Here is a 24,612-nt window from a genome sequence, read left to right as displayed (position 1 = left end):
CCCGCGCATGATCCGATCCCGAAAGCCCTGTGGATAACTCCCGGAGTCGCCGTCCACAGCCCCGGAGCAGCATTGGCGCGATGTCAGAGGCATCAGGTTGCATAGGGGGTATGAACGCAGACCTGAGGTGCTCGGCCGACTCCGTACTGGCCCGTCTCGTGGGCGACCCCACGGGCGCCGCCAAGCTGCGCGAGGACCAGTGGCGGGCGATCGAGGCCCTCGTGGCGCACAAGCGGCGGGCCCTGGTGGTCCAGCGCACCGGCTGGGGCAAGTCCGCGGTGTACTTCGTCGCCACCTCGCTGCTGCGGGCGAGCGGCGCCGGCCCCACCGTGATCGTCTCCCCGCTCCTCGCGCTGATGCGCAATCAGGTCGAGGCCGCGGCCCGGGCGGGGATCCGCGCCCGCACCATCAACTCCGCCAACCCCGAGGAGTGGGAGGGCATCCAGGCCGAGGTGGCGGCGGGTGAGGTCGACGTCCTGCTGGTGAGTCCGGAGCGGCTCAACAACCCCGACTTCCGCGACCAGGTGCTCCCCAAGCTCTCCGCCGCCACAGGCCTGCTCGTGGTCGACGAGGCGCACTGCATCTCCGACTGGGGTCACGACTTCCGCCCTGACTACCGCCGGCTGCGCACCATGCTGGCCGACCTGCCGCCGGGTGTTCCGGTGCTCGCCACGACCGCCACGGCCAATGCCCGCGTGACCGCCGACGTCGCCGAGCAGCTCGGTACCGGGGCCGGTACGGACGCCCTGGTGCTGCGCGGCCCGCTGGACCGCGAGAGCCTGAGCCTGGCGGTGCTGACGCTGCCCGACGCGGCGCACCGGCTGGCCTGGCTCGCCGACCACCTGGGGGAGCTGCCCGGATCCGGGATCATCTACACGCTGACCGTGGCGGCTGCCGAGGAGGTCACCGCCTACCTGCGCCACCGGGGGCACACGGTCGCCTCGTACACGGGCAAGACCGAGAACGCCGACCGCCAACAGGCCGAGGACGACCTCCAGGCGAACCGGGTCAAGGCGCTCGTGGCCACCTCCGCCCTCGGGATGGGCTTCGACAAGCCCGACCTCGGCTTCGTGGTGCACCTCGGCTCGCCCTCCTCCCCCATCGCCTACTACCAGCAGGTCGGCCGCGCGGGCCGTGGCGTGGAACACGCGGAGGTCCTGCTGCTCCCCGGCCGGGAGGACGAGGCGATCTGGCAGTACTTCGCCTCGGTGGCCTTCCCGCCGGAAGAGCAGGTGCGCCGCACGCTCGACGTCCTGGCCCAGGCCGGCCGGCCGCTGTCGCTGCCCGCCCTGGAGCCCCTGGTCGATCTGCGGCGCACCCGGCTCGAGACCATGCTCAAGGTGCTCGACGTCGACGGCGCCGTGCACCGCGTCAAGGGCGGCTGGACCTCGACGGGCGAGCCCTGGGCCTACGACGCCGAGCGCTATGCGTGGGTCGCCCGTCAGCGGGCCGCGGAACAGCAGGCCATGCGCGACTACGCCGCGGCCACCGGATGCCGGATGGAGTTCCTGCGCCGCCAGCTCGACGACGAGGAAGCGGCGCCCTGCGGCCGCTGCGACAACTGTGCCGGGGCCCGGTTCACCGCGGAGGTCTCCACCACCGCGCTGGACACCGCGCGCGGCGAACTCGGCCGCCCGGGCGTGGAGCTGGAGCCGCGCAAGATGTGGCCGACCGGGCTCGCGGCGGTCGGCGTGGACCTCAAGGGCCGTATCCCCGCCGGGGAACAGGCCTCTACGGGCCGGGCGCTGGGCCGGCTGTCCGACATCGGATGGGGCAACCGGCTGCGCCCGATGCTGGCTCCGCAAGCTCCGGACCAGCCAATTCCGGACGACGTCGCACAGGCCGTGGTGGCGGTGCTCGCGGACTGGGCCCGGGGCCCCGGCGGCTGGGCCTCCGGAGCGCCGGACGCGCCGGCCCGGCCGGTGGGCGTGGTCGCCGTGCCCTCGCGCAGCCACCCGCAGCTCATCGGGTCGCTGGCCGCGCGGATCGCGGAGATCGGACGGATGCCGCTGCTCGGCGCGCTCGCCTACACGGACCAGGCCCCGGAGTTCGGATCGGTGTCCTCGAACAGCGCTCAGCGGGTCCGGGGGCTCCACCAAGCCCTCACCGTGCCCCCGGCGCTGGCCGATGCGCTGGAACGGTCCGAGGGGCCGGTGCTCCTCGTCGACGACCGCACGGAGAGCGGGTGGACCATCGCGGTGGCCGCCCGGCTGCTGCGGCGGGCAGGCGCAAAGGAGGTGTTCCCGCTGGTGCTGGCGCTTCAGGGCTAGCCGAATGCGTCATCTTCGGCCTGGCGGGGCAAGGATATGAACGGCATACCGGCGAATTCCGGTCGGCGGCGTCAATTGCTCGTTGCCGCACGCTCAGAAGCCACGCGAGAATTGGGGTGCTCCCGCTCGGCTCCTCGGCACCCTCCTGGGCCGCGCTGCGGCGCGCCCTGACTCCACCGTGCCCGTTCGCGGGCGTGTACCCGAAGGGAGGACCGTGACCTTCGGATTCGCGCCGCCCCCGACCACGTCCCTGGCAGCAGCCGCCGGCGGCACAAGCCGGCACGGCAGGCTGCTGGAACCCGCGGAGTGGACGGCGGCAGGCATTCCGCTGCTCCGCAATCCGCGCGAGGTCGTCAGCGGGCTGCACTCCCGGCACAGCCCCGTGCCGTCGACCGCGGTCATCGCCGTCCTCGGCCCGGAGGAGCAGCTCGTGGCGAGCGCCTCCTTCGTGCAGCGGTCGGCCTCGGCCGACGGCTGGGAGTACCGCAACGCCCTGCTGTCCCGGCTGCGCCGGGTCCTCCCGCACGACTTGCGCAGACGGACCCCGGTCCGGACGGCGGTGCTGCTCTACTGCCGCGAGGGCGACGAGCGGTGGACCGAGGAGGACGGGGCGTGGATGTGGGGGCTGCGGGACGCCTGCACCCTGCACGGTCTGCGCTGCGGCGCGTACATCACGCTGACCCAGGGGGGTTGGCAGGTGCTGGGCGAGGGCCGTGGCGGCCGGCGCCCGAGCTCGGACTCACGGCCGCAGCGCCTGGGAGACACCGTGGCCGAGTTCTCTCCGCTGGCCCTGCACACCGGGGGCGGCGCGGTCGAGGCCCTGAGACGGACCGCCGCGCGCTGACCCCACGGGGTCCCTCGGGTACGGCCCGCGTCCATGCCGCTGCCGTCCGTGCTCCGTACCGCTGCCGTCCGTGCTCCGTACCGCTGCCGTCCGTGCTCCGTACCGCTGCCGTCCGTGCGGCTGTCACCCGTACGAGCACGCGGTCGTCCTGCACGCGGGCATGCCTCACGGCCGTACACCCAGGATCGGGCGTACGGCGGATCAGGCCCCGGGATCCGGCTCGGCCCCCGGCGCGGGCTTCAGCGGGGCCGGCCGATGGCCCGCCCCGCCCCTCGCCCGTGCCGGGGTGCAGGGCGTCAGACGCCCGCACCCAGCACGGAGTTGATCTGCTGCGGGTCGCCGCACACGATCAGCAGCGCACCCGCCCGGGTGAGCGCGACCGGCAGGGCGTCCGCGATGGTGTCGACCGCTCCGCCGTTGGCCGCGAAGACCACGACGGGACGGCCGGCGGCGCGCTGGACCTGCGCCGCGTCCGCGTAGAAGACGTCGTCCCCGGCGTCGTGCAGGGCCCAGTACGCGGCCTCGCCGAAGGACAGCTCGTGTGCGGCCCACGGGTGCGGGTCGCCGCTGGTGAGCACCAGGATGTCGCCGGGCGCGCGCCCGGTGTCGAGCAGCAGGTCGACGGCTTCTTCGGCCGCGTCCAGCGCGCCCTCGGCGGAGGCCGGGATCAGCTGGATCTGCGGCACCGCCGCGGAGACGGACGGTGCGGTGGGTGCAGTGGCAGGGGCTGCGGGAACGGGTCCGTGGGTGGCCTGCGGCGCACGCTGCGCGGGCGGTGCGGGCCTGGCGGGACCGGGGCGGCCGGGCCGCGGGACGGCGGCGGGACGCGGACCAGGTACAGGGCGGGGGGTCTGCGCGGTGCGGCTCGCGGCCGGCGTGACGCGGGGACCCTGGGCACTCTCGTGAATCTGAGGCTCCTCGATGGCGGGGGTGAGAGGCATGAGTTGACATCTTTCAAACACCGGTACGAAACGTACCGGCCGGTGGCACATGCGTGCGATCAGAAATCGAAGCCGAGTTGGCCTCCGATTTCCAGTTCCATCGACTCCTCGCTGCGGCGCACCTTCTTGAGATGGCGCCACCGGGGCAGCGCGTCGAGGTACGACCACGAGAGCCGGTGGTAGGGGGTGGGCCCCAGCTCCTCCAGCGCCGCCCGGTGGACGGGCGAGGGGTACCCGGCGTTGGCGGCGAACGCGAAGTCCTCGATCCCACCGCCCTGTTCCCCGAGTTCGGCCATCATGCGGTCGCGGCGGACCTTGGCGATGACCGAGGCCGCGGCGACGGCGATGCAGGACTGATCGCCCTTGATCACCGTACGGACCCGCCAGGGCGGGCCGAGATAGTCGTGCTTGCCGTCGAGTATCACCGCGTCGGGCCGCACGGGCAGCGCCTCCAGCGCGCGCTCCGCCGCCAGCCGGAGGGCCGCCGTCATCCCCAGGTCGTCGATCTCCTCGGGTGAGGAGTGCCCGAGCGCGTATGCGGTGACCCAGCCCTCCAGCACATCGAGCAGGGCGTCGCGCCGCTTGGGGGTGAGCAGTTTGGAGTCGGTGAGCCCGGCAGGCGGCCGGCGCAGGCCGGTGATCGCCGCACACACGGTGACGGGTCCGGCCCAGGCCCCTCGTCCGACTTCGTCGACCCCGGCGATGACCTTGGCGCCGGTGGTTGCACGGAGGGAGCGTTCGACGGTGTGGGTGGGTGCTTCGTACGGCATGGCGCCAGCAAGGTTACGCCGCCCCGAGCCGACTGCACACCCCCGCCCCGGTCCGACCCGCCCGGGAGGGGGCGTGAACCCCGCTCCGCGCGCCCCGCGCCGCCCCCACCCCGTCTCACACCCTGAGCAGCGGCACCATCACCTCGTCGATCAGCGCCGCGATGTCCCCGTCCTCCCATTCGCTTCCGCACACCTTGGCGCGGTACATGAGCATCGCCGGAATGACATCCACGACAAACGGACCGGTCGCGTCCGGCCGCACGTCACCCCGCCCGATTCCACGCTTCACAAGCTCCCTGATCAGGCGCTGAGCCGGCTCGTGCAGACCGGACCAGATGACTCCGCGAAACTGATCGGCGTGCATGTGATCGCATTCGTGAAGCACTGACCGCAGAGCCTGCCCGGCACGCGAGTGCATGACGTCCCGCGTGCCGACACACAGCAGGTAGAGGTCCTCTCGGATCGAACCACAGTCGGGAATGTCACCGATCCGCGGCAGGCCACTGCGCAGCGCATCGGCCACCAGGTCCGCCTTCGAGGGCCAGCGGCGGTAGAGCGCGGCCTTGCCGGTGTGCGCGGCGGACGCGACCCCCTCCATGGTGAGCGCGTTCCAGCCGACCGTGCTCAGCTGCTCCAACGCGGCGTCGAGAATCGCCCGTTCCAGCTCCGGACCCCGCCTGCGCCCCGGCGACGCCGCCGACCAGCGCGAATCCACCAACTCCCCCACCTCCGACCGGCTTGCGCGTTCGACGCACACATTTTCAGCATTAGTGAACGCTTGCGTTCACTAATGCGCGGCTCCTACCGTGGACCCGCAGTGAACGAATGCGTTCACTATTTCACTTTGGGGGGGATCCTCAGTGACAAGCTCTCAACTCGCCACACCCCGGATACCGGGCGCGGCACGCCGGGAAGGGCGCCCCGGAGTGGCGCTCGCCGTCATCGCCGCCTGCCAGCTCATGGTCGTGCTCGACGCGACGATCGTGAACATCGCGCTCCCGCACATCCAGAGCGCACTCGACTTCACCACCACCGACCTCTCGTGGGTGCTCAGCGCCTACACCCTCACCTTCGGCGGCCTGCTGCTGCTCGGTGGCCGGGCGGGCGACATCCTGGGCCGACGCCGCGTGTTCCTGGCCGGCATCCTGCTCTTCACCCTGGCCTCCCTCCTCGGCGGCTTCGCCCAGGAGCCCTGGCAGCTGCTCGCGGCCCGCGCCCTGCAGGGGGTGGGCGGCGCGATCGCCTCGCCGACCTCGCTCGCGCTGATCACCACGACCTTTCCTGAAGGCCCCGAGCGGAACAGGGCGTTCGGGGTGTTCGCAGCCGTCTCCGCGGGAGGCGGCGCGATCGGCCTGCTGACCGGCGGCATGCTCACCGAGTGGCTCGACTGGCGCTGGGTGCTCTTCGTCAACGTGCCGATCGGTGTACTGATCGCGGTGCTCACCCCGCTCTACATCACCGAGTCCGAGCGTCACCCCGGCCGCTTCGACATCGCCGGAGCCCTCACCTCCACCGGTGGCATGGCCTCGCTCGTGTACGGGTTCATCAGCGCCGCGGAGAAGGGCTGGCGCGACGCGATCACCCTCGGCTCGTTCGCCGCCGCCCTGGTCCTGCTCGGTCTGTTCGTCGTCATCGAGTCGAAGGCCCGCGAGCCGATCATCCCGCTGCGCATGTTCGCCGACCGCAACCGCACGGGCACCTACGTGATCATGCTCGGCCTCGCCGCCGCGATGTTCGGCATGTTCTTCTTCATCGTCCAGTTCGTGCAGAACGTGCTGGGCTTCTCCCCGATCCAGTCCGGGCTCGGCTTCCTGCCCGTGACGGCCGCCATCATCACCGCCGCCGGGCTCTCGCAGCGCTTCCTGCCGCGCTTCGGTCCCAAGCCCTTCATGGTCGCCGGCTCCGCGCTCACCGGAACCGGTCTGGCGTGGCTGACCTTCATCCGGACCGACAGCTCCTACCTCTCGGGGGTGCTCGGGCCGATGCTGCTCTTCGGCTTCGGCATGGGCCTCAACTTCGTGACCCTGACGCTCACGGCCGTGTCCGGCGTGGCGCCGAAGGAGGCGGGCGCGGCCTCCGGGCTGCTCAACGCCAGCCAGCAGGTCGGAGGCTCGCTCGGCCTGTCGATCCTGGTCACCGTCTTCGGTACGGCCAGTCGTGACGAGGCCACGAGGCAGGTGCCGTCGTTCATGGCACAGGCGGACCCCGAACAGATCGCCGCCTTCAAGGAGACCGGTTTCCTGCCCGACCCCTGGGGCGACCTGGTCCTCACCCACGGCATCTCCACCGCGTTCTACGCCGCCGTCGCCATGGCGGGCCTGGCACTGGCCACCGCCCTGCTGGTGATCCGGGTACGCAAGAGCGACCTGGAGGCCTTGGCCGGCGCCGCCGCGAAGGCCGGTCCTGCCGCCTGAGCGAGGGCTTCCGCGGCGAGGTCTCCGTACCCCCGCACGGGGCCGGGCGGGGGGGAACGTTCCCCGCGCCCGGCCCCGTACGTGTCCCGCCTGAAACCCCGAGGCGGCCTACTAGTACTCGACCCGGCTACCGAAGGCGCCCAGGCGCGAGCAGACCTCGTACGAGGCGGTCACCGGGCGCTCCCGCAGAATCTGCCGGGCCTGGTACTCGCCGAGGCTCATCGCGTACCAGGGGACGTCCCCCGCCTCGGCCATCTCGTCGTTGATCCCGCGCAGGGCGCAGGACCGCTGCGGCTCGGGCAGCCGGTCCAGGGCGGGAACGGCGTCGGCCGACAGGGACTGGAAGTAGGAGAGGTCGATCTTCGCGTCCGCCTCGAAGCGGGCGACGTTCCGCTCGGCGACCATCCCGTCCGGGGAGAGCAGGCCGAACGCCAGGACGGCCGCGGCCGCGCTGGCCGCGAAGGCACGCGCCAGCCAGCGTCCGCCGAACAGCCCGGCCGCCATGATCAGTACGATGACCAGCCCGAGCCACAGCTCCATCGCGGCCACCGACACGCGCAGCCTGGTCAGCCCGTACGCCTCCACGTAGAGGTCCATCCGGCGCAGCGCGGAGGCGACGACGACCAGCGTCAGCGCGCACAGCACTCCGAGGACGACCCGGACGAGGCGACGGTCGCCCGCTCCGGAGCGCGGGGCCCAGCGCAGGGCGAGCGCGATCACGGCGAGGGTGAGCAGGGTGGCCCAGAGCAGCTGCCAGAAGCCCTGGCGGGCGTACTCGGCGTAGGTGAGGCCGGTGCTCCGCAGGACCTTGTCGTAGCCGCCGAACAGGACGGCCAGCTGGACGGCGTTGAAGCCGGCGAAGAGCAGGTTGAGCACGATGAGCGGGAGGGCCCATTCGACGCGGGAGCGCGGCTTGCCCGGGGCCACCTTGATCCGGTCCCAGCGCAGGGGAGCCGCGGCGGTGCGGGCCGCGGCGATCGCGAGGACGGTGCCGAGCAGGAAGAGCATGAACCGGACGGGCCCGTCCTCGACCGACACGTCGGGCAGCAGGTCGCCCAGGAGATCGGCGAAGGCGGCGTCGGCGGAGGCGAACAGCGCGCCGAAGAGCAGCAGCAGGACGACGGCCACACCGGTCGCCTTGGCGATGGGCAGCCAGCGGTCCTTGCCGACCCCGCCACGTGCGCGCAGCCCGGTCAGCAGCCAGCCGGTCCCGGACACGGCGGCGTCGAGGAAGCCGAGCGGGCTGAGCAGGACACCCGGCCAGGTGCGGCTGCCGTGCAGGGCCAGCGCGCCCAGCAGGACGGCGGACAGGATCGCCAGCGTGGCCGGCCAGGCCGAGTCGCGCAGGGCCGGTACGGCGAGCAGGGCGAGACAGCCGATCACCCAGGCCACGGTCCAGGGGCGGGCGCTACGGCGGGCCGCCCGGGCGGCGGCGTACGCCGCGACGACGGCGGGCAGCACTGCGAGCAGCAGACCGGGGCCCATGCCGTCGCCGAGCAGCAGCGCGGTGGCGAGACCGGACGCGAGGACGGCGACGAGGGTCGCGGTCCGGACGGGTGCGGCCTCGGCGGGGCGGACCAGTGTCGCCCAGGAGGGCGCGGCCGGCTGCCGCTGCACCTGCCAGGGATTCACGGGCGCCGCGGCTGCTTGTCCCCAGGGCGGTGGCCCGGCCGCGCCGGCCTGTCTGCCGCCCGCCGGGTCCGGCCGCGCGGGTGAATCCCCGGCCGTGGGCTCCGCGTTGACCGCGTCGTCGGTCCGGGCTTCGTCCGCTCCGCCGGTGTTTTCTGACATCGGGTTCCCTCCCCTGTCGGCCGCCCCGTGGTTCAGGTCGGGGCGGCGATGCGGACAGGTTAGGCCGGTGCGATGCAGTTTTGAACAGGATCAAAAGAGTGCTGTGGCAGGACCGTGACAATCGACGTGGGGCATTTCACCGCGCGGCGGCCACGACCGGGGCGCAGGTCGCACCGCAGCTTCGAACACCTCTCGGGCACCGGCACGCACCGGCACGCACCGGCATACAGTCGGGTCGATCCGCGGGCGTCAGCCCGCCGCGACCTCCGGCAGCCAGGCCGGCAGTGCCTCGGTACGCGCCAGCCAGGCGGCCGGCAGCACGGCGTCACCACGCGCTCCGAGCACCCCGCCGACGATCGCGCAGGTCGTGTCGACGTCCCCGCCCACCTGCGCGGTGGTCCAGAACGCCCGCTCGTAGTCGTCCAGGGCCCGCGCCGCCGACCACAGGGCGAACGGCACGGTGTCGTGCGCGCTCGTACGCCGCCCGCAGCCCAGCACCGCCGCGACCGTGGTGGCGTCGCCGTAGTCCAGCATGTCCCGCGCACGCCGCAGCCCCGCGCCCACCGCGCTGCGCGGGACCAGTGCGATGACCCCGTCCAGCAGGTCGGAGGCCTTCGGCGGGCCGTCGGTGCCCGCGGCCAGTGCCGCCGCCGCGGCGACGGCCATCGCCCCGCACACGGCCTCGCGGTGCTGGTGGGTGGTGTAGGAGGAGATCTCCGCCTGGTGGGTGGCCTGCTCCGGGTCGTCGGCGTACCAGGCCCCGAGGGGCGCGATGCGCATCGCGGCGCCGTTGCCCCACGAGCCCTGCCCGTTGAACAGTTCGGCGGCCAGCGTGCGCCAGTCCTGCCCCTCCCGGACCAGACGCAGCATCCGGTTCACCGCGGGCCCGTATCCACGGTCGAAGTCGTGGTGGTGGGCGAAGGAACTCGCGAGCGCGTCCTGGTCGATCCGCCCGTGCTCGGCCAGCACGGCCACCACCGAGCAGGCCATCTCGGTGTCGTCGGTCCACTGCCAGGCCTGGGCGCCGGTGGGCAGTTCGCGCCGCTTGAGCAGCGGGTAGTTCACGGGGACGAAGTACTGGGAGCCCAGGGCGTCCCCCAGCGCCAGCCCTCGGAGGCTGGCCATGGCGCGCGCGTAGCGCCGTTCGGGAGTGGAATCAGGCGTCATCGCGGGCCACTCTAGCCGTCCAGGTCGTAAGGCTCGGGTGTGGTCCACCGCTCAAATGGGCGGTCCAACCGGTACCGGCTGTCCGGGCCGCGCAGGAGCACCCGGAATTCACCGTTGCCCGGATTGGACAGGGCCTCGAATTCGGCCACGGACCAGTGGAACCAGCGCATGCAGAACAGCCGCATCGTCAGCCCGTGGGTCACCAGCAGCACGTTCTCGGGATGGTCGGGGGCCTCGAAGCTGCGGTAGAGGCTCTCCAGGAAGGAACCGACCCGGTCGTACACGTCGGCGCCCGACTCGCCCTGCGCGAACCGGTAGAAGAAGTGTCCGTACGCGTCCCGGTACGCCTTCTGCAGCCGCACGTCGTTCTGGTCCTGCCAGTTCCCCCAGTCCTGCTCGCGCAGGCGCGGCTCCTCGCGCATCCGCACCCTTGTCGGGTCCAACCGGAGCTCCCGGAAGGTCTGCAGGGTGCGGCGGTACGGGGAGACGTACGCGCTGATCGTCTCGGTGCCGAAGAGCGTGCGCAGCCGGACGCCTGCCTCGGACGCCTGCTCGCGCCCCGTGGGGGTCAGCCGCAGGGCGTGGTCGGGCTCCCGTTCGTAGACCGAGTCGTCGGCGTTCCCCTCCGACTCCCCGTGTCGGACAAGGACGATGCGCCGTGGTCGAGCCATCCCACGACCCTATTCGGCGACCGGGCGGCCCGCCGTCCGGGCACGCCGATCGACCCCGGGCGGTCATCGTACGGTCATACCGTCCAGGAGGGCTCCAGGTCGACGACATCCCCGGTGAGGGCCTCGACATCAGCCTGGAGCTGGGCGCGCAGGGACAGCCGCTCGACCCGCTCCTGCCGGTACTTGCCGTGCTCGGCGGCGGCGTGCCACATCGAGAGCACCAGGAACTCCCGGCCCGGGGCCTCCCCGAAGAGGCCCCGGACCATCCCGGGCGAGCCGGCCATCGCCGGATTCCACACCTTCTCCTGCATCAGGGCGAAGTGGTCGACCCGCCCCTCCCGGACCCTCGTATGCGCGACCCGTACGACATCGGCATCGGTGAAGCGCGGCTCGAAGCCGGTCTTCACGTCGAAGCGGTGGTCGAAGAGGGTGACCCGCAGATCGGTGTAGGTGCCGTTCTGGGAGGCGGCGAGCCGGTCGTGCGAGCGGGCCATGAAGGAGTCGTAGAAGGACCGGCTCTCCCAGAACGCGAAGACATGCGCGACCCCCTGCCGGCCCCGGCTCCAGCCGCCGCCCTGTCCCCGGAATCCCGGCTCGCCGGGCAGCCCCGCCCATTTTCGCTGCCCGCGCTCGAACCCGCGTCGGTCCGTCACCGTGCAGCGAATCCACTTGACCAGCACGGCGCCATCGTACGGGCCAGGCGCGGCCCCGGTCAGTCCTCGGCGCGGTGGATCCGTACCAGTTCCGCCGCGTCCCGATCGGGCAGCCGAAGTCCGAACTGCTGGTCGAGCGTGGCGAGCAGTTCGTCCGGGCCGACGATCTCCTGCTCGGCCCGGCCGTCGGGGTGCAGCCGGGTGAGTTCCCGCCCGACGAGCGCCTGGCGGACGCCGTCGCCAGGGCGCTGGACGACGAGCCGCCCGGCGAAGGAGGAGGCGGGGTGGGTGGAGCTGTAGTGGTTGAGTACGACGTAGTCGACGGGGTGGTAGTGCTGCGGGGAGAAGGCGTACAGGTCCCGCCAGGTGTCGCCGCGCAGCAGGCACAGCGCGAGGACTCCGTCTTCCTCCTCACGGACGCGGTACGTCCACTCGCCCTGCCGCACCTCGGTGCCCGGCCGTCCCAGCGGCATCGGCTCACGGAGCCCCTGGAAACCGAACCCGGCGTCGCACAGCCATGGTTCACCCTCGACGGTGACGACGAGGACGGCGTGCGTCACGGCGAGGACGGAGTCGCCGCGGGTGCGGTTGCGGGCACCACGCCCGGAGACCTCGAAGCCGATCCGCTGCAGGGCGGCGGCGAGCAGCGAGTTCTGCTCGTAGCAGTAGCCGCCGCGGCGGCCGTGCACGAGCTTGTCCTCGATCGACTTGAGGTCCAGCGCGACGGGGCGGCCGAGCAGGACGTCCAGGCTCTCGAAGGTGATGGCGGCGGTATGGGCACGGTGCACTGCGTACAACGTGCGGAGGTCCGGGCGGAGTTCCCCGGACGGCTCCCGGTCCCCCTGATATCCGATCCGGTCCAGATACGCGTCCAGGTCCAGCTCGTCACCGCTCCACATGACTGATCATCTCCCCGTTCCCCCGCCTCGTCGGCCGTCGCGCGCCATGAAATCCCGAGGCGCGCTGTCACACGCGCCCCGCACAATGATCGCCATGACGGCCCTGCACTCCAACCCGCTTTTCGACCGCCTCGCCGATGCCGAGAACATCCTGGTCACCGGTGCCGGCGGCGGCTTCGACATCTACGCCGGCCTCCCCGTGGCCCTGTCCCTCATGCACCAGGGCAAGCGGGTCCACCTCGCCAACCTCTCCTTCAGCGCCCTCGCCGGACTGCCCTCCGAGGCGTGGGTGGCCCCCGACCTGGCCGCCGTCACTCCTGACTCCGCGCCCCACCTGTCCTACTTCCCCGAGCGGACCCTGGCCCGGTGGCTGGAACTCCACGGCTACCCGGCCACCGTGTACGCCTTCCCCCAGACCGGGGTGCAGCCTCTGCGGGCGGCCTACCGCGAGCTGGTCGACCTGCACCGCATCGATGCGGTTGTCCTGGTCGACGGCGGCACGGACATCCTGATGCGGGGCGACGAAGCGGGCCTCGGCACGCCCGAGGAGGACCTGACCAGCGTCGCGGCGCTGGCCGCGCTGGAGGACGTGCCCGAGCGCCTCGTCGTGTCGGTGGGCTTCGGTGTGGACGCGTACCACGGGGTCAGTCACGGTCTGGTACTGGAGAACATCGCCGCGCTGGAACGCGCGGGCGCCTACCTCGGGGCGTTCTCCATACCGCGCGCCACCAAGGAGGGCGCGCTCTTCCTCGACGCGGTGGCCCATGCCCAGGAGCAGACCCCGGACCGGCCCAGCATCGTGAACGGCTCGATCGCCGCGGCCGTCCGGGGCTCCTTCGGCGATGTGCAGTTCACCAGCCGCACACAGGGCAGCGAGCTCTTCGTGAACCCGCTGATGTCGCTGTGCTTCGCCTTCGACCTGCCGGGGCTCGCCGCGCGCTGCCTCTACCTGGACCGCATCGAGGACACCCACCTGATGCGCCAGGTCCATTCCCGGATCGCCGAGTTCCGCGAGGAGCTGGTCACCCGCCCGTCCCGCCGCATCCCCCACTGACGCGCCCGGCCGGGTGACGCGTTCGACGGCGGCGCGGGCGGGGATGGGACCGGCGCACGGCGCGTCCGAGCCGAACAAGGGGCGCTCGGGCACCTCCTCGACCGCCAGCCGTGCCGCGAGGACGACGCCGGCCGGCTCGACGGCCGTCAGCCAGTTCAGTCCGCCCGGTGCGGACGGCCGGTCAGATCCGCGTCCTGCTGGCGACCGGGCTGTCCACCAGCCTGATCCGGCAGGTGCTGTCCTGCGCCGACGCCGCGGCATCCGTACGATCCGTAGAAGACGTTGCGCTCCGTGGCCCGCCGACCCGGATGGCGCCGTTCCTCCGCCGCATAGCCCACCGAGACCAACAGGGCGATGGCCAGGTCGTCACGGTCGCCGATCCCGATCACCTTCTTCACCGCGGCCTCGTCCCAGCCGTTCATGGGCGAGGTCGCCAGACCCATCTCCGTGGCCGCGAGCATCAGGAAGGAGGCCGCGATCATGGCGTCCTTGACCGCGTACTCCCGGAGCAGACCGCGCTGATCGAGGTCCTCCTGGAAAGCCCTGGACGCGGTGGAGAACATCGTGATGAACGCGTCGTCCCAGGCTCCGCTGCGCCGGGCCTGCTCGTGGATGTCGCTGTGGTCCTCGCGCCAGGACTGCGGCTCGGCCACGAAGACCAGGACGACCGGCGCCTCTTGGGGCTGGGGCTGGCCTCCCGTGGCCCATGTCAGCCCGGCGCGGCCCTGTTCTCCGGAGACCACGACGATCGACCGGTCCTGCAGGTTCCAGCTGGTGGGGGCCTCCACGGCGAGAGCGAGGAGCGCGTCGAGCACGGTGCCCGGGATCGGGTCGGGCCGGTAGTGGCGGACGGTGCGACGGGTGCGGATCGCCTCGGCGACCGACATGGTGTGGTGGCTCGTCATGACACTTACTGTCGGTGAGTCACTCTCCATTGGGAAGAAGGCACCTTTTTGTGCGTTACTCTCCCGCAATGAAAACCACGGTGGAATCATCCGGGCTGCCCGCCGACGTCTACTCCGCGAAATGCCCGACGCGCCAGGTACTCGACCACGTCTCCGGAAAGTGGACCATCCTCGTCGTCGACGCCCTCCTCGAAGGCACCCTGCGGTACACCGAACTGAGCCGGCGCATCGAAGGCGTGTCACAGAAGATGCTCACCCAGACACTGCGCAGCCTTGAGGGCGACGGGTTCGTCACCCGCACCGTGTACCCCACGATCCCGCCCCGGGTCGAGTACGAACTGACCGCGCTCGGCCGCAGTCTGGCGGAGCCGATCACCGCTCTCCGCCAGTGGACCGAGACCCACATCAACGAGATCGAGCGGGCCCGGGCCCAGCACGCCCCGGAGGCGGTCACCTCCACGTGAGCGGGTGGGTCGGGCGCGTCGGGCCATGACGAGAGAGGGGAGCCGGCGCACGCCGACTCCCCTCTCAGACCAGGCGGTTCAGGCCTGGTGGGCAGCTAGGTTCAGCTGCAGCCGCTCGTCGAGCCGCAGCCCTCGCAGATGTAGCAGGAGCCGGCGCGCTGCATCTTCGTACCGCAGGAGAAGCAGAGCGGGGCGTCGGCGGAGACGCCGAGCTGCATCTCGACCAGTTCGGCGCTGCTGTGCGCGGTCTTCGGGGCCGGGACGGGGACGGCCACGACCGGCTTGGGAGCCGACGGCACCGCGGTCAGCGGGGCACCCTGGGCCAGGGACTCCGTGTCCAGCTCGTCCTCGAGCGGCTCGTAGGAGCCGGTGTCCAGGTGACGCTGGCGCTCCTCGGCGGTGTGGATGCCGAGGGCCGAGCGCGTCTCGAAGGGCAGGAAGTCCAGCGCCAGGCGGCGGAAGATGTAGTCGACGATCGACTGCGCCATCCGCACGTCCGGGTCGTCCGTCATGCCGGCCGGCTCGAAGCGCATGTTCGTGAACTTCGAGACATAGGTCTCCAGCGGAACGCCGTACTGCAGACCGACCGAAACGGCGATCGAGAACGCGTCCATCATGCCCGCGAGGGTCGAACCCTGCTTGGACATCTTCAGGAAGACCTCGCCCAGACCGTCGTCCGGGTAGGAGTTGGCCGTCATGTACCCCTCGGCGCCACCGACGGTGAACGAGGTGGTGATCCCCGGGCGGCCCTTGGGGAGGCGCTTGCGGACGGGGCGGTACTCGATGACCTTCTCGACGGCGGCGCGGATGGTCTCCTCCGTCTTGACGGTGACCTCCTCCTTCTCCGCTTCCTTCTTCTTGGCGGAGAGGGGCTGGCCGACCTTGCAGTTGTCGCGGTAGATCGCGAGCGCCTTGACGCCCATCTTCCACGCCTCGAAGTAGATCTCCTCGATCTCCTCGACGGTCGCCGTCTCCGGCATGTTGACCGTCTTCGAGATCGCGCCGGAGATCCAGGGCTGGATCGCGGCCATCATCCGGACGTGGCCCATCGCGGAGATGGCGCGCTCGCCCATGGCGCAGTCGAACACCGAGTAGTGCTCGGTCTTCAGGCCCGGGGCGTCGACGACCACACCGTGCTCGGCGATGTGGGAGACGATCGCCTCGATCTGCTCCTCCTGGTAGCCCAGGCGGCGCAGGGCCTGCGGGACGGTGCCGTTGACGATCTGCATCGAGCCGCCGCCGACGAGCTTCTTGAACTTGACCAGGGCCAGGTCCGGCTCGACACCGGTGGTGTCGCAGGACATCGCGAGACCGATGGTGCCGGTCGGGGCGAGGACGGAGGCCTGGGAGTTGCGGAAGCCGTTCTTCTCGCCGAGGCGCAGGACGTCCTGCCAGGCCTCGGTGGCCGCTGCCCAGATGCTGTTGTCCAGGTCGTCGGTGCGCGGCGCGACGGCGTTGGCGTCGGCGTGCTGCTTCATGACGCGCTTGTGGGACTCGGCGTTGCGGGCGTAGCCGTCGTACGGGCCGACGATGGCGGCCAGCTCGGCGGAGCGCTTGTACGCGGTGCCGGTCATCAGCGAGGTGATCGAGGCGGCGAGGGTGCGGCCGCCGTCGGAGTCGTACGCGTGGCCGGTCGCCATCAGGAGGGCGCCGAGGTTGGCGTAGCCGATGCCCAGCTGGCGGAAGGCGCGGGTGTTCTCACCGATCTTCTGCGTGGGGAAGTCCGCGAAGCAGATGGAGATGTCCATCGCGGTGATGACGAGCTCGACGACCTTGGCGAAGCGCTCGGCGTCGAAGGACTGGTTGCCCTTGCCGTCGTCGTGCAGGAACTTCATCAGGTTGAGCGAGGCGAGGTTGCAGGACGTGTTGTCCAGGTGCATGTACTCGCTGCACGGGTTGGACGCGGTGATGCGGCCGGACTCGGGGCAGGTGTGCCAGTTGTTGATCACACCGTCGTACTGGATGCCCGGGTCGGCGCAGGCCCACGCGGCCTCGGCGAGCTTGCGGAAGAGCGCCTTGGCGTCGACCTTCTCGATGACCTCACCCGTCATACGGGCGCGCAGGCCGAACTCGGTGCCGTTCTCGACGGCCGTCATGAACTCGTCGTTCACGCGGACGGAGTTGTTGGCGTTCTGGTACTGGACGGACGTGATGTCGTCGCCGCCCAGGTCCATGTCGAAGCCCGCGTCGCGCAGGGCGCGGATCTTCTCCTCCTCCTTCACCTTGGTGGCGATGAAGTCCTCGACGTCCGGGTGGTCCACGTCCAGGACGACCATCTTGGCCGCGCGGCGGGTGGCGCCGCCCGACTTGATCGTTCCGGCGGACGCGTCGGCGCCGCGCATGAAGGAGACCGGGCCGGAGGCGTTGCCGCCGGAGGAGAGCAGCTCCTTGGAGGAGCGGATGCGGGAGAGGTTCAGGCCGGCGCCGGAGCCGCCCTTGAAGATCATGCCCTCTTCCTTGTACCAGTCGAGGATCGACTCCATGGAGTCGTCGACGGCCAGGATGAAGCAGGCGGAGACCTGCTGCGGCTGGGGCGTACCGACGTTGAACCAGACCGGGGAGTTGAAGCTGAAGATCTGGTGCAGGAGGGCGTAGGTCAGCTCGTGCTCGAAGATCTCGGCGTCGGCGGGCGACGAGAAGTAGTCGAAGTCCTCGCCGGCCTTCGTGTAGGTCTTCACGATCCGGTCGATCAGCTGCTTCAGACCGGTCTCGCGCTGCGGGGTGCCGACCGCGCCGCGGAAGTACTTGCTGGTGACGATGTTGACCGCGTTCACCGACCAGAAGTCGGGGAACTCGACACCACGCTGCTCGAAGTTGACCGAGCCGTCGCGCCAGTTGGTCATGACGACGTCACGGCGCTCCCAGCTCACCTCGTCGTACGGGTGCACGCCCGGGGTGGTGTGGATGCGCTCGATACGCAGGCCGCCCTTGGCAGCCTTGGTCCCCTTGGCGCGGGAACCACGTGCCGAGCCGCTCGCCGTCTCTGTCATGCCGCTTCCTCCCATATGCGGGCAAAAACGCCCTAAAGTGCCATCAATATTCCGCGGCACAGTGCTGTGTCTTGTATCTACGTCTCTTCGCCTGGCCGACCGGACGTGTCACGACGCGTGAGCGCCGGGGCACGGGGGGTCCGGTCAGTCGGCGGCGGAGGCGGGCACGGGGACCTGGACGGTCCCACCGAGCTCGCACTCTTCAGGGTGAGACCGCGACACGCGGAGTTCCGCGATGGCGGTCTCGAAGTCTTCAAGGGTGTCGAAAGCTTTGTAAACGGAGGCGAAGCGCAGGTACGCGACCAGATCGAGTTCCTGCAACGGGCCGAGTATGGCCAGACCCACGTCGTGGGTGGTCAGCTCGGCGCTCCCGGTGGCGCGCACCGCCTCCTCGACCCGCTGGCCGAGCTTGGCGAGGGCGTCCTCGGTGACCGGCCGCCCCTGGCACGCCTTGCGCACGCCGGAGATGACCTTGGTACGGCTGAAGGGTTCGGTCACCCCGCTGCGCTTGATCACCATCAGCGAGGCCGTCTCCACCGTCGTGAATCGACGGGAGCAGTCGGGGCACTGACGGCGCCTGCGGATCGACGTGCCGTCGTCCGTGGTGCGGCTGTCGACGACACGGCTGTCGGGGTGCCTGCAGAAGGGGCAGTGCATGGTTCCCTCACCCTCCCTTGTGGCACGACCGAATCACCCCACGGAGCCCCTGAACGACGGAGGCTGACTCCGTCGGGGGCTCGTGAAGCAGCCACCAGCATATGCGATGACGAGGCCCCCGGAAGACCCGAGGACCACAACCTCTGGGTGGCAGCGCTCATCCAACCACTAGATCTTGGGTTGTGGCGGATTTACGCGACTCCGCGTGTCGCCGCGTCCGATGGGCGGACACGGAGCCTCCCGGTGCCACACTGGGCACGGGCCCGGAAGGCCGCGATCCGACCGGGAAGGGTACCGTAAGCGGCGGACGCCGAGCCGAACCCGCGTTCGGCGAACCGATCGTCCATACACCCCTCGATTTACCCACGCAGGACGATCTGCGATTTTTCACTCGAACGTGTGTTTGGCGCAACCTTTCGAAAGCTACTACCGTTGTCCAGCTAGGGAGAACATTTCGAGAGGGGCCGACGTGACCACCACCGCAGACAGTGCCGCCATCACTGCCCAGAACCGCTCCCAGAGCCGACTCGAGCCGGTGCATGCCATGAACGACGCAAACCTGAATCCGGATGCGGAGCCCGCAGTGCGCCCCGCACGCTCGCTGCCAGGTCGACCTCCAGGCATCCGCGCCGACAGCTCCGGGCTCACGGACCGGCAGCGGAGGGTCATCGAGGTCATTCGCGACTCCGTGCAGCGGCGGGGTTACCCGCCGTCGATGCGGGAGATCGGCCAGGCGGTCGGCCTGTCCAGCACCTCCTCGGTCGCGCACCAGCTGATGGCCCTGGAGCGCAAGGGCTTCCTGCGCCGTGACCCGCACCGCCCCCGGGCCTACGAAGTGCGCGGTTCCGACCAGCCGAGCTCGCAGCCCACGGACACCACCGGAAAGCCCGCCGCCTCCTACGTTCCCCTGGTCGGCCGGATCGCGGCGGGCGGCCCGATCCTGGCCGAGGAGTCGGTCGAGGACGTCTTCCCGCTCCCCCGCCAGCTGGTCGGTGACGGCGAGCTCTTCGTCCTCAAGGTCGTCGGCGACTCGATGATCGAAGCCGCCATCTGCGACGGCGACTGGGTCACGGTCCGTCGTCAGCCGGTCGCGGAGAACGGCGACATCGTCGCCGCGATGCTCGACGGCGAAGCCACCGTCAAGCGCTTCAAGCGCGAGGACGGCCACGTCTGGCTCCTCCCTCACAACGCCGCCTACCAGCCGATTCCCGGCGACGAGGCGACGATCCTCGGCAAGGTGGTCGCGGTACTGCGTCGGGTCTGACCCCGCCGCCCCCATTCAGCCCCCGGGACCCACTGCGCCGGTTCCGGGGGTTGCTTCATGCCCGGAACCGGCGGGCGAGCCGAGCGGACAAAGCCGGTCGGCTCGCCCGCGGTTTCAGGGGCTACTTGCCGTCGGCCTTGGCCGTCGCGTCGATCGCCGCCAGGGAACGCCGGGCCTGGTTGCGGTCCGTGGTGTACCAGAAGTCCGGCAGTGTCGCCCGCAGGAAGCTCCCGTACCGTGCCGTCGCCAGCCGGGGGTCCAGGACCGCGACGACACCACGGTCACCGGAGGCCCGTACGAGACGGCCCGCACCCTGCGCCATCAGCAGCGCGGCATGCGTGGCCGCGACGGCCATGAACCCGTTGCCTCCGTGCTCCTCCACCGACTTCTGACGGGCGCTCATCAGCGGGTCGTCGGGACGCGGGAAGGGGATCCGGTCCATGACCACGAGCTGACAGCTGGGACCGGGCACGTCCACGCCCTGCCAGAGCGACAGCGTCCCGAACAGGCAGGTCTTCGGGTCGGCGGCGAAGGACTTGATCAGCTCGCCGAGGGTTTCCTCGCCCTGGAGCAGGATCGGGTTGTCGAGCCGGCTGCGCAGCTCCTCGGCGGCCGCCTTGGCGCCACGCATGGAGGAGAAGAGACCGAGGGTGCGACCGCCGGCCGCTTCGATCAGCTCGGCGAGCTCGTCCATCATGTCGCCGCGGGTCCCCTCGCGGCCCGGTGTGGCCAGGTGCTTCGCGACGTAGAGGATGCCCTGCTTGGGGTAGTCGAAGGGCGAGCCGACGTCGAGACCGCGCCAGACGGGTACGTCGTCGCCCTCGACCCCCTCGGGGGACAGGCCCAGAGAGGCCGCGACCCCGTTGAAGTCGCCGCCCAGCTTGAGGGTGGCGGAGGTCAGGACCACGGAGCGGTCCTCGAACAGCTTCTCTCGCAGCAGGCCGGACACCGACAGGGGCGCGACCCGGAGCGTGGCGCCGAAGCGGTCGTGGCGCTCGTACCAGACCACGTCGTACTCGGAACCGTTGGTGATCCGCTCCGCCACCCCGTGGATGTTCTCCACCGCGGCCAGCGCCTGCTTGCGCACCGCGTCCTCGTCGGGGACGGACTTGTCCCGGGTCGCGCCGATCGCCGAGATCACATTGCGCGCGGAGTCCCGCAGCGACATCAGCGCGTAGCCGAGGTCCTCGGGGATCTGCTCCAGCCGGCCCGGGAGGGCCAGCTCCATCACCCGCTCGAAGGTCTCGGAGGCGGTCTGCAGGGAGTCCGCCGTCTTCTCGTCGACCAGTTTCGCGGCACGCTTCACGGCCCGGTTGACCTGGCCCGGGGTGAGCTCGCCGGTGGCGACGCCCGTGACCCGGGAAACCAGCTCGTGGGCCTCGTCGACGATCAGCACCTCGTGCTGCGGCAGCACCGGCGCGCCCTCGATGGCGTCGATGGCGAGCAGGGCGTGGTTGGTGACGACCACGTCCGCGAGCTTGGCCCGCTCCCTGGCGGCCTCCGCGAAGCACTCGGCGCCGTACGCGCACTTCGTCGCGCCCAGGCATTCGCGCGAGGAGACCGAGATCTGCGACCAGGCCTTGTCCGAAACGCCCGGAGTCAGGTCGTCGCGGTCGCCCGTCTCGGTCTCGTCCGCCCAGTCGCGCAGGCGGAGCAGGTCCTGGCCGAGCTTGCTGGTGGGCGCGGCCGCCTCGAACTGGTCGAAGAGGCCCTCCTCCTCGTCCTGCGGAGCGCCCTCGTGCAGGCGGTGCAGGCACAGGTAGTTGGACCGGCCCTTGAGCATGGCGAACTGAGGGCGGCGGCGCAGCTGCGGGTGCAGTGCCTCCACCGTCCTCGGGAGATCGCGTTCGACGAGCTGCCGCTGGAGGGCGAGCGTCGCCGTGGCCACGACCACGCGCTCGCCGTGGGCGAGGGCCGGCACCAGGTAGCCGAGGGACTTTCCTGTGCCGGTACCGGCCTGGATCAGACGGTGGGAGTTGTCGTCGATCGCTTCGGCGACGGCTTCGGCCATGGCCACCTGGCCGGGGCGCTCCGTGCCGCCGACGGCGGAGACGGCGGCGTGCAGCAGGTCGGGGAGGGAGGGCTTCGTCATAGCACTGCCAACCCTACGGGGCCGCACTGACAGCGAGCGCACCGGCGAGCAGTCATGGCCGGTACAGGGGGTTGGGGACGGTGCCGTGCTGCACGGCGTGGGGGCGGTCGGGGCGGTCGCGGTAGCCGTCCTCGTAGAGCCGGTTCCGGTTCAGGCAGAGCCGTCCGATCCGCTCGCCGAGCAGGTCGAAGAGCTCGTGGCGGTCCTTGAGCTCCGGGAAGCGGGCCTGGTGGCGCAGGATCTCCGCCCGTACGAGGGACCAGAACTCGCGCTCCGGGACGCCCAGGCAGTCCTCGCACAGGGCCGAGAGGTAGCGGAAGACACCGACGAACAGTCCGGAGTGGATGAACTGGGGCAGGAAGTCGGCGGGCTCGGTGAGCAGGACGGCGCGGACCTCGTCGGGCAGGTCTTCCAGCTCGGGCAGCGGTTCGTCGGTGATGTTGACGTCGTCCACGAAGTCCTTGACCGCGAGCCGGACCGGGACGTCGCACTCGTCGAAGATCACGACGACGTTCTCGCCGTGCGGGGAGAAGACGGTGCCGTAGCGGTAGAGGAAGTGGAGCAGCGGGGGCAGGAGGGTGGCGAAGAGGCGCTGGAGCCACACGGTGGGGGTGAGTCCGGACCGGGCGACGAGCTCGGCGGTGAAGGACCGGCCGCGCGGGTCGGTGTGGAGGAGGGAGGCGAGCGTGCGCGCGCGCTCGCCGGGTGCCAGCAGGCCGGTCAGGGGTTCGCGCCAGATCGCGCCGAGGAGCTCCTTGTACTGGTACGGAACCTCGGGGAGCTCGTCGTAGACGGGGTGGCGGACGGTGACGGAGGCGACTTCCCCGAGCAGGACGACCCGGCACTCGTCGCGGAGGAAGGGGTCGCCGTCCCGGAGGGAGTGGATCCAGGCGGTGACGGCGGGGGCAGCGAGCGTGAGGTCGCTGGGCAGTCCGCGCCAGACCATGGTGTTGAAGACGGAGAGCGGGAGTTTGACGCTGTGCCGGTCGGGGCGGCTGAGGTTCAGGAAGGTGCGGACGGACTGTTGCGGGAGCCGCACGTCGGGGTCGGCGGGGAGCGGTACCAGGGCGCCGGAGGCGAGCGCGGGGGCGAAGAGGGGCAGGACGACCTCGTCCCACTGCCAGGGGTGGACCGGGAGGTAGAGGTAGTGGAGCGGGTCGAGGCCGCGGTCGCGCAGGGACCGGTCGAAGACGGCCCGGGTGACGGGGTCGAGCTCGGCTGTGTAGAGGCGGGCGGGGTCCTCGAGGCCGGCGGTCCCGCGGTAGACGGCGAGCGAGGTGTGGGCGGCGAGCCAGGGCAGCCGCTGGCGGGTGCGGGCCTCGGGGGCCCAGGCCTCGGTGTCGGAGGCGGAGAGTCCGATGCGGCCCTTGTTGGGGACGAGCCAGGGGTGTCCGGTCTGGTGTCCTTCGAGGGCGGCGTAGTCGAGGTCGGCGAGGACGTCGGCGGTGAGTGCGGTGTGGTCGAGCCGGGCGTCAGCGGTGAGGGTGGCGCTGAGTTCCCGGACGAGGTGACCGAGGGTGGGACCGTCGAGACCGAGGAGGGTGCGGGCCCGGATGAGGAAGGCGTACGGGTCCCCGAAGGGGGTCGGTCCCCCGAGGTCGCCCAGCACGCCGGGCACGGCCGGTGGGATCGGTGAGGGCGCCGACGGGGTCAGGGTGATCGTGTCCGGGGTGACGTGCCAGCTGCCGTACGCCCGGCGGCGGGCGCGGAATCCGAGGCTGCTGCCGTCGTCCAGGGTCACGGTCCAGGCGTCCCCGGTGGTGGCCGGTACGGGGACGGGATGGATGATCTCCTCGTAGGCGAACTCGCCGAGCATTTTCGCGAGCAGTCGGCGGGCGGCGAAGTCCCAGGTCTCACGGTTGAGTTCGGGCGGCGTGCAGGGGTGCTGAGGCGAGGGCGGCACGGCGGATTCGGCCGGGTCGTGGGCTGCGGGGAAGTTCGGCACGGGACTCCTCGGGGGTCGGGAACTTTGCTTCGTCACGCAGAGTTATCGAAGGGAGAGGTGCGGAGCAGCCGACGACGGTCGGGGTTCGCGGGACGGCACTCAGAGGAGATTGCGCAGTACCCGCTCCCGGATCATCAGGGCGGCCCGCTTCTCGGGAAGGTCGATTTCCGCGGAGCAGCGGAAGCCGGAGTTCAGGAAGGCTGATACGGAGGGGGTGTTGCGGATGTCCGGTTCCGCGACGACGCGTGTGCAGCGGGGGCGGTTGCCGAGGACGAGGTCGGCCACGGCGCGCAGCAGAGCCGTTCCGAGTCCGCGGCCACGGTTCGTGCCGTCTCCGATGAGCAGGTGGATACCCGTGTCGTGGGGGCGCGCCGGATAGTGCCGGGAGAGCGGGTCGAGGTCGGCCCGGTAGATCTCCCAGTAGCTCATCGGCGTGCCGTCGAGGAGGCCGAGGCAGGGGATGCTGTGGCCATCGCCGTCGAGCTGCGCCCTGAGGTGGTCGGCGGTGACCGCTGCGGGGCCCGCGAGCTCCCAGTAGGCGGCCACTTCGGGATCGTTCATCCAGCCGGTGAGGAGCTCCAGGTCACGACCGGGCCGCACGGGATCGAGGCGGAAGGCCCCGGCGGGCGTGGTGACACTGCCCCAGATGGCGGGGGAATCGAGCAGGTCGGCTTCGGCGAGCAGGGGCAGGAGTTCGGCGTTCAGGCGTGGTTCGCGCCTTCCGCTTCCGACTTCGGCAACGCGGGTGGTGACGCGCGCTGCGTGGGCGGATCCGGCTGTCGGAGCTGGGGCTGAGGTGTCGGTGGAGGGCATCGGGGCTC

At 71.0% G+C, this 24,612-nt stretch carries 20 protein-coding genes; 6 read left to right on the top strand and 14 right to left on the bottom strand.

Annotation, left to right across the window (positions count from 1 at the left end):
* Window positions 1–110 precede the first annotated feature (110 nt).
* Both DEJ51_RS25075 and DEJ51_RS25070 read left to right on the top strand, forming a co-directional pair.
* Complete coding sequence (locus tag DEJ51_RS25075) at window positions 111–2,270, top strand: RecQ family ATP-dependent DNA helicase (protein ID WP_150259873.1); 2,160 nt, start codon at window positions 111–113, stop codon at window positions 2,268–2,270.
* 214 nt (window positions 2,271–2,484) lie between these two features.
* A complete protein-coding gene (locus tag DEJ51_RS25070; RefSeq protein ID WP_150259872.1) occupies window positions 2,485–3,114 on the top strand; it encodes a hypothetical protein in 630 nt (209 codons plus the stop codon).
* Window positions 3,115–3,410: 296 nt separating this feature from the next.
* On the opposite strand, the gene DEJ51_RS25065 is transcribed toward DEJ51_RS25070, so the two are convergent.
* The 3 genes from DEJ51_RS25065 to DEJ51_RS25055 form a co-directional block, all read right to left on the bottom strand.
* A complete protein-coding gene (locus DEJ51_RS25065; RefSeq protein WP_150259871.1) occupies window positions 3,411–4,055 on the bottom strand; it encodes a hypothetical protein in 645 nt (214 codons plus the stop codon).
* Between the two features lie 59 nt (window positions 4,056–4,114).
* The gene (locus DEJ51_RS25060; RefSeq protein WP_150259870.1) at window positions 4,115–4,825 is read right to left on the bottom strand and encodes a ribonuclease HII; all 711 of its coding nucleotides are present in this window, start codon (window positions 4,823–4,825) and stop codon (window positions 4,115–4,117) included.
* A gap of 115 nt (window positions 4,826–4,940) precedes the next feature.
* On the bottom strand, window positions 4,941–5,543 hold the full coding sequence (locus tag DEJ51_RS25055) for a TetR/AcrR family transcriptional regulator (RefSeq protein ID WP_150262133.1): 603 nt from the start codon (window positions 5,541–5,543) through the stop codon (window positions 4,941–4,943).
* Window positions 5,544–5,685: 142 nt separating this feature from the next.
* Here DEJ51_RS25055 and DEJ51_RS25050 point away from each other — a divergent pair, with 142 nt between their 5' ends.
* Complete coding sequence (locus DEJ51_RS25050; RefSeq protein ID WP_150259869.1) at window positions 5,686–7,239, top strand: MFS transporter; 1,554 nt, start codon at window positions 5,686–5,688, stop codon at window positions 7,237–7,239.
* Between the two features lie 111 nt (window positions 7,240–7,350).
* On the opposite strand, the gene DEJ51_RS25045 is transcribed toward DEJ51_RS25050, so the two are convergent.
* The 5 genes from DEJ51_RS25045 to DEJ51_RS25025 all read right to left on the bottom strand — a co-directional run bounded on the left by DEJ51_RS25045 (window position 7,351) and on the right by DEJ51_RS25025 (window position 12,420).
* On the bottom strand, window positions 7,351–9,030 hold the full coding sequence (locus tag DEJ51_RS25045) for a DUF4153 domain-containing protein (protein ID WP_150259868.1): 1,680 nt from the start codon (window positions 9,028–9,030) through the stop codon (window positions 7,351–7,353).
* 249 nt (window positions 9,031–9,279) lie between these two features.
* Entirely contained in the window at window positions 9,280–10,197 is a 918-nt protein-coding gene (locus tag DEJ51_RS25040) for an ADP-ribosylglycohydrolase family protein (protein WP_150259867.1), read from the bottom strand.
* Window positions 10,198–10,208: 11 nt separating this feature from the next.
* Window positions 10,209–10,868 (bottom strand): histidine phosphatase family protein, encoded by a 660-nt coding sequence (locus DEJ51_RS25035; RefSeq protein WP_150259866.1) that lies wholly within the window; start codon window positions 10,866–10,868, stop codon window positions 10,209–10,211.
* Between the two features lie 74 nt (window positions 10,869–10,942).
* Window positions 10,943–11,548 carry a YdbC family protein gene (locus DEJ51_RS25030; protein WP_150259865.1) on the bottom strand — a complete coding sequence of 202 codons (606 nt, stop codon included), beginning with the start codon at window positions 11,546–11,548 and terminating at the stop codon, window positions 10,943–10,945.
* Window positions 11,549–11,580: 32 nt separating this feature from the next.
* Entirely contained in the window at window positions 11,581–12,420 is an 840-nt protein-coding gene (locus tag DEJ51_RS25025) for an arylamine N-acetyltransferase family protein (protein WP_150259864.1), read from the bottom strand.
* A gap of 94 nt (window positions 12,421–12,514) precedes the next feature.
* Here DEJ51_RS25025 and DEJ51_RS25020 point away from each other — a divergent pair, with 94 nt between their 5' ends.
* Window positions 12,515–13,474: a DUF1152 domain-containing protein gene (locus DEJ51_RS25020; protein WP_150259863.1), complete on the top strand. Its 960-nt coding sequence runs from the start codon at window positions 12,515–12,517 to the stop codon at window positions 13,472–13,474.
* Between the two features lie 155 nt (window positions 13,475–13,629).
* Here the strand turns inward: DEJ51_RS25020 and DEJ51_RS25015 are convergent, their stop codons facing one another.
* Window positions 13,630–14,379, bottom strand: a complete 750-nt coding sequence (locus DEJ51_RS25015; protein ID WP_223835955.1) for a nitroreductase family protein — start codon at window positions 14,377–14,379, stop codon at window positions 13,630–13,632.
* A gap of 68 nt (window positions 14,380–14,447) precedes the next feature.
* Here DEJ51_RS25015 and DEJ51_RS25010 point away from each other — a divergent pair, with 68 nt between their 5' ends.
* Window positions 14,448–14,843: a winged helix-turn-helix transcriptional regulator gene (locus DEJ51_RS25010; RefSeq protein ID WP_150259862.1), complete on the top strand. Its 396-nt coding sequence runs from the start codon at window positions 14,448–14,450 to the stop codon at window positions 14,841–14,843.
* A gap of 101 nt (window positions 14,844–14,944) precedes the next feature.
* On the opposite strand, the gene DEJ51_RS25005 is transcribed toward DEJ51_RS25010, so the two are convergent.
* Both DEJ51_RS25005 and nrdR read right to left on the bottom strand, forming a co-directional pair.
* Complete coding sequence (locus DEJ51_RS25005; RefSeq protein ID WP_150259861.1) at window positions 14,945–17,833, bottom strand: vitamin B12-dependent ribonucleotide reductase; 2,889 nt, start codon at window positions 17,831–17,833, stop codon at window positions 14,945–14,947.
* A gap of 144 nt (window positions 17,834–17,977) precedes the next feature.
* The gene (gene nrdR, locus DEJ51_RS25000) at window positions 17,978–18,490 is read right to left on the bottom strand and encodes a transcriptional regulator NrdR (RefSeq protein WP_150259860.1); all 513 of its coding nucleotides are present in this window, start codon (window positions 18,488–18,490) and stop codon (window positions 17,978–17,980) included.
* A 469-nt stretch (window positions 18,491–18,959) separates the two neighbouring features.
* On the opposite strand from nrdR, the gene lexA reads away from it, so the two are divergent.
* The gene (lexA, locus tag DEJ51_RS24995; RefSeq protein ID WP_150259859.1) at window positions 18,960–19,754 is read left to right on the top strand and encodes a transcriptional repressor LexA; all 795 of its coding nucleotides are present in this window, start codon (window positions 18,960–18,962) and stop codon (window positions 19,752–19,754) included.
* Window positions 19,755–19,875: 121 nt separating this feature from the next.
* Here lexA and DEJ51_RS24990 read toward each other — a convergent pair whose 3' ends face one another.
* From DEJ51_RS24990 to DEJ51_RS24980, 3 genes are all read right to left on the bottom strand, one after another.
* The gene (locus DEJ51_RS24990; RefSeq protein ID WP_150259858.1) at window positions 19,876–21,846 is read right to left on the bottom strand and encodes an ATP-dependent DNA helicase; all 1,971 of its coding nucleotides are present in this window, start codon (window positions 21,844–21,846) and stop codon (window positions 19,876–19,878) included.
* A 52-nt stretch (window positions 21,847–21,898) separates the two neighbouring features.
* A complete protein-coding gene (locus DEJ51_RS24985) occupies window positions 21,899–23,791 on the bottom strand; it encodes an IucA/IucC family protein (protein ID WP_411757349.1) in 1,893 nt (630 codons plus the stop codon).
* Between the two features lie 99 nt (window positions 23,792–23,890).
* Window positions 23,891–24,604: a GNAT family N-acetyltransferase gene (locus DEJ51_RS24980; RefSeq protein ID WP_223835954.1), complete on the bottom strand. Its 714-nt coding sequence runs from the start codon at window positions 24,602–24,604 to the stop codon at window positions 23,891–23,893.
* Window positions 24,605–24,612 lie beyond the last annotated feature (8 nt).

It is taken from the genome of Streptomyces venezuelae (genome assembly GCF_008642275.1).
In the GTDB taxonomy this organism is placed as follows: domain Bacteria; phylum Actinomycetota; class Actinomycetes; order Streptomycetales; family Streptomycetaceae; genus Streptomyces; species Streptomyces venezuelae_E.
Note: the sequence above shows the minus strand (reverse complement) of the source record. Positions and strands in the feature narration are given on the sequence as shown.

Bases quoted from the DNA above. Each gene is read 5' to 3' on its own strand.
- DEJ51_RS25010 (WP_150259862.1), top strand. From the start codon at position 14,448: ATGAAAACCACGGTGGAATCATCCGGGCTGCCCGCCGACGTCTACTCC.
- DEJ51_RS24990 (WP_150259858.1), bottom strand. From the start codon at position 21,846: ATGACGAAGCCCTCCCTCCCCGACCTGCTGCACGCCGCCGTCTCCGCC.
- DEJ51_RS25020 (WP_150259863.1), top strand. From the start codon at position 12,515: ATGACGGCCCTGCACTCCAACCCGCTTTTCGACCGCCTCGCCGATGCC.
- DEJ51_RS25035 (WP_150259866.1), bottom strand. From the start codon at position 10,868: ATGGCTCGACCACGGCGCATCGTCCTTGTCCGACACGGGGAGTCGGAG.
- DEJ51_RS25045 (WP_150259868.1), bottom strand. From the start codon at position 9,030: ATGTCAGAAAACACCGGCGGAGCGGACGAAGCCCGGACCGACGACGCG.
- DEJ51_RS25060 (WP_150259870.1), bottom strand. From the start codon at position 4,825: ATGCCGTACGAAGCACCCACCCACACCGTCGAACGCTCCCTCCGTGCA.
- DEJ51_RS25065 (WP_150259871.1), bottom strand. From the start codon at position 4,055: ATGCCTCTCACCCCCGCCATCGAGGAGCCTCAGATTCACGAGAGTGCC.
- DEJ51_RS25040 (WP_150259867.1), bottom strand. From the start codon at position 10,197: ATGACGCCTGATTCCACTCCCGAACGGCGCTACGCGCGCGCCATGGCC.
- DEJ51_RS25075 (WP_150259873.1), top strand. From the start codon at position 111: ATGAACGCAGACCTGAGGTGCTCGGCCGACTCCGTACTGGCCCGTCTC.
- DEJ51_RS25015 (WP_223835955.1), bottom strand. From the start codon at position 14,379: ATGACGAGCCACCACACCATGTCGGTCGCCGAGGCGATCCGCACCCGT.
- DEJ51_RS25025 (WP_150259864.1), bottom strand. From the start codon at position 12,420: ATGTGGAGCGGTGACGAGCTGGACCTGGACGCGTATCTGGACCGGATC.
- DEJ51_RS24980 (WP_223835954.1), bottom strand. From the start codon at position 24,604: ATGCCCTCCACCGACACCTCAGCCCCAGCTCCGACAGCCGGATCCGCC.
- DEJ51_RS25005 (WP_150259861.1), bottom strand. From the start codon at position 17,833: ATGACAGAGACGGCGAGCGGCTCGGCACGTGGTTCCCGCGCCAAGGGG.
- nrdR (WP_150259860.1), bottom strand. From the start codon at position 18,490: ATGCACTGCCCCTTCTGCAGGCACCCCGACAGCCGTGTCGTCGACAGC.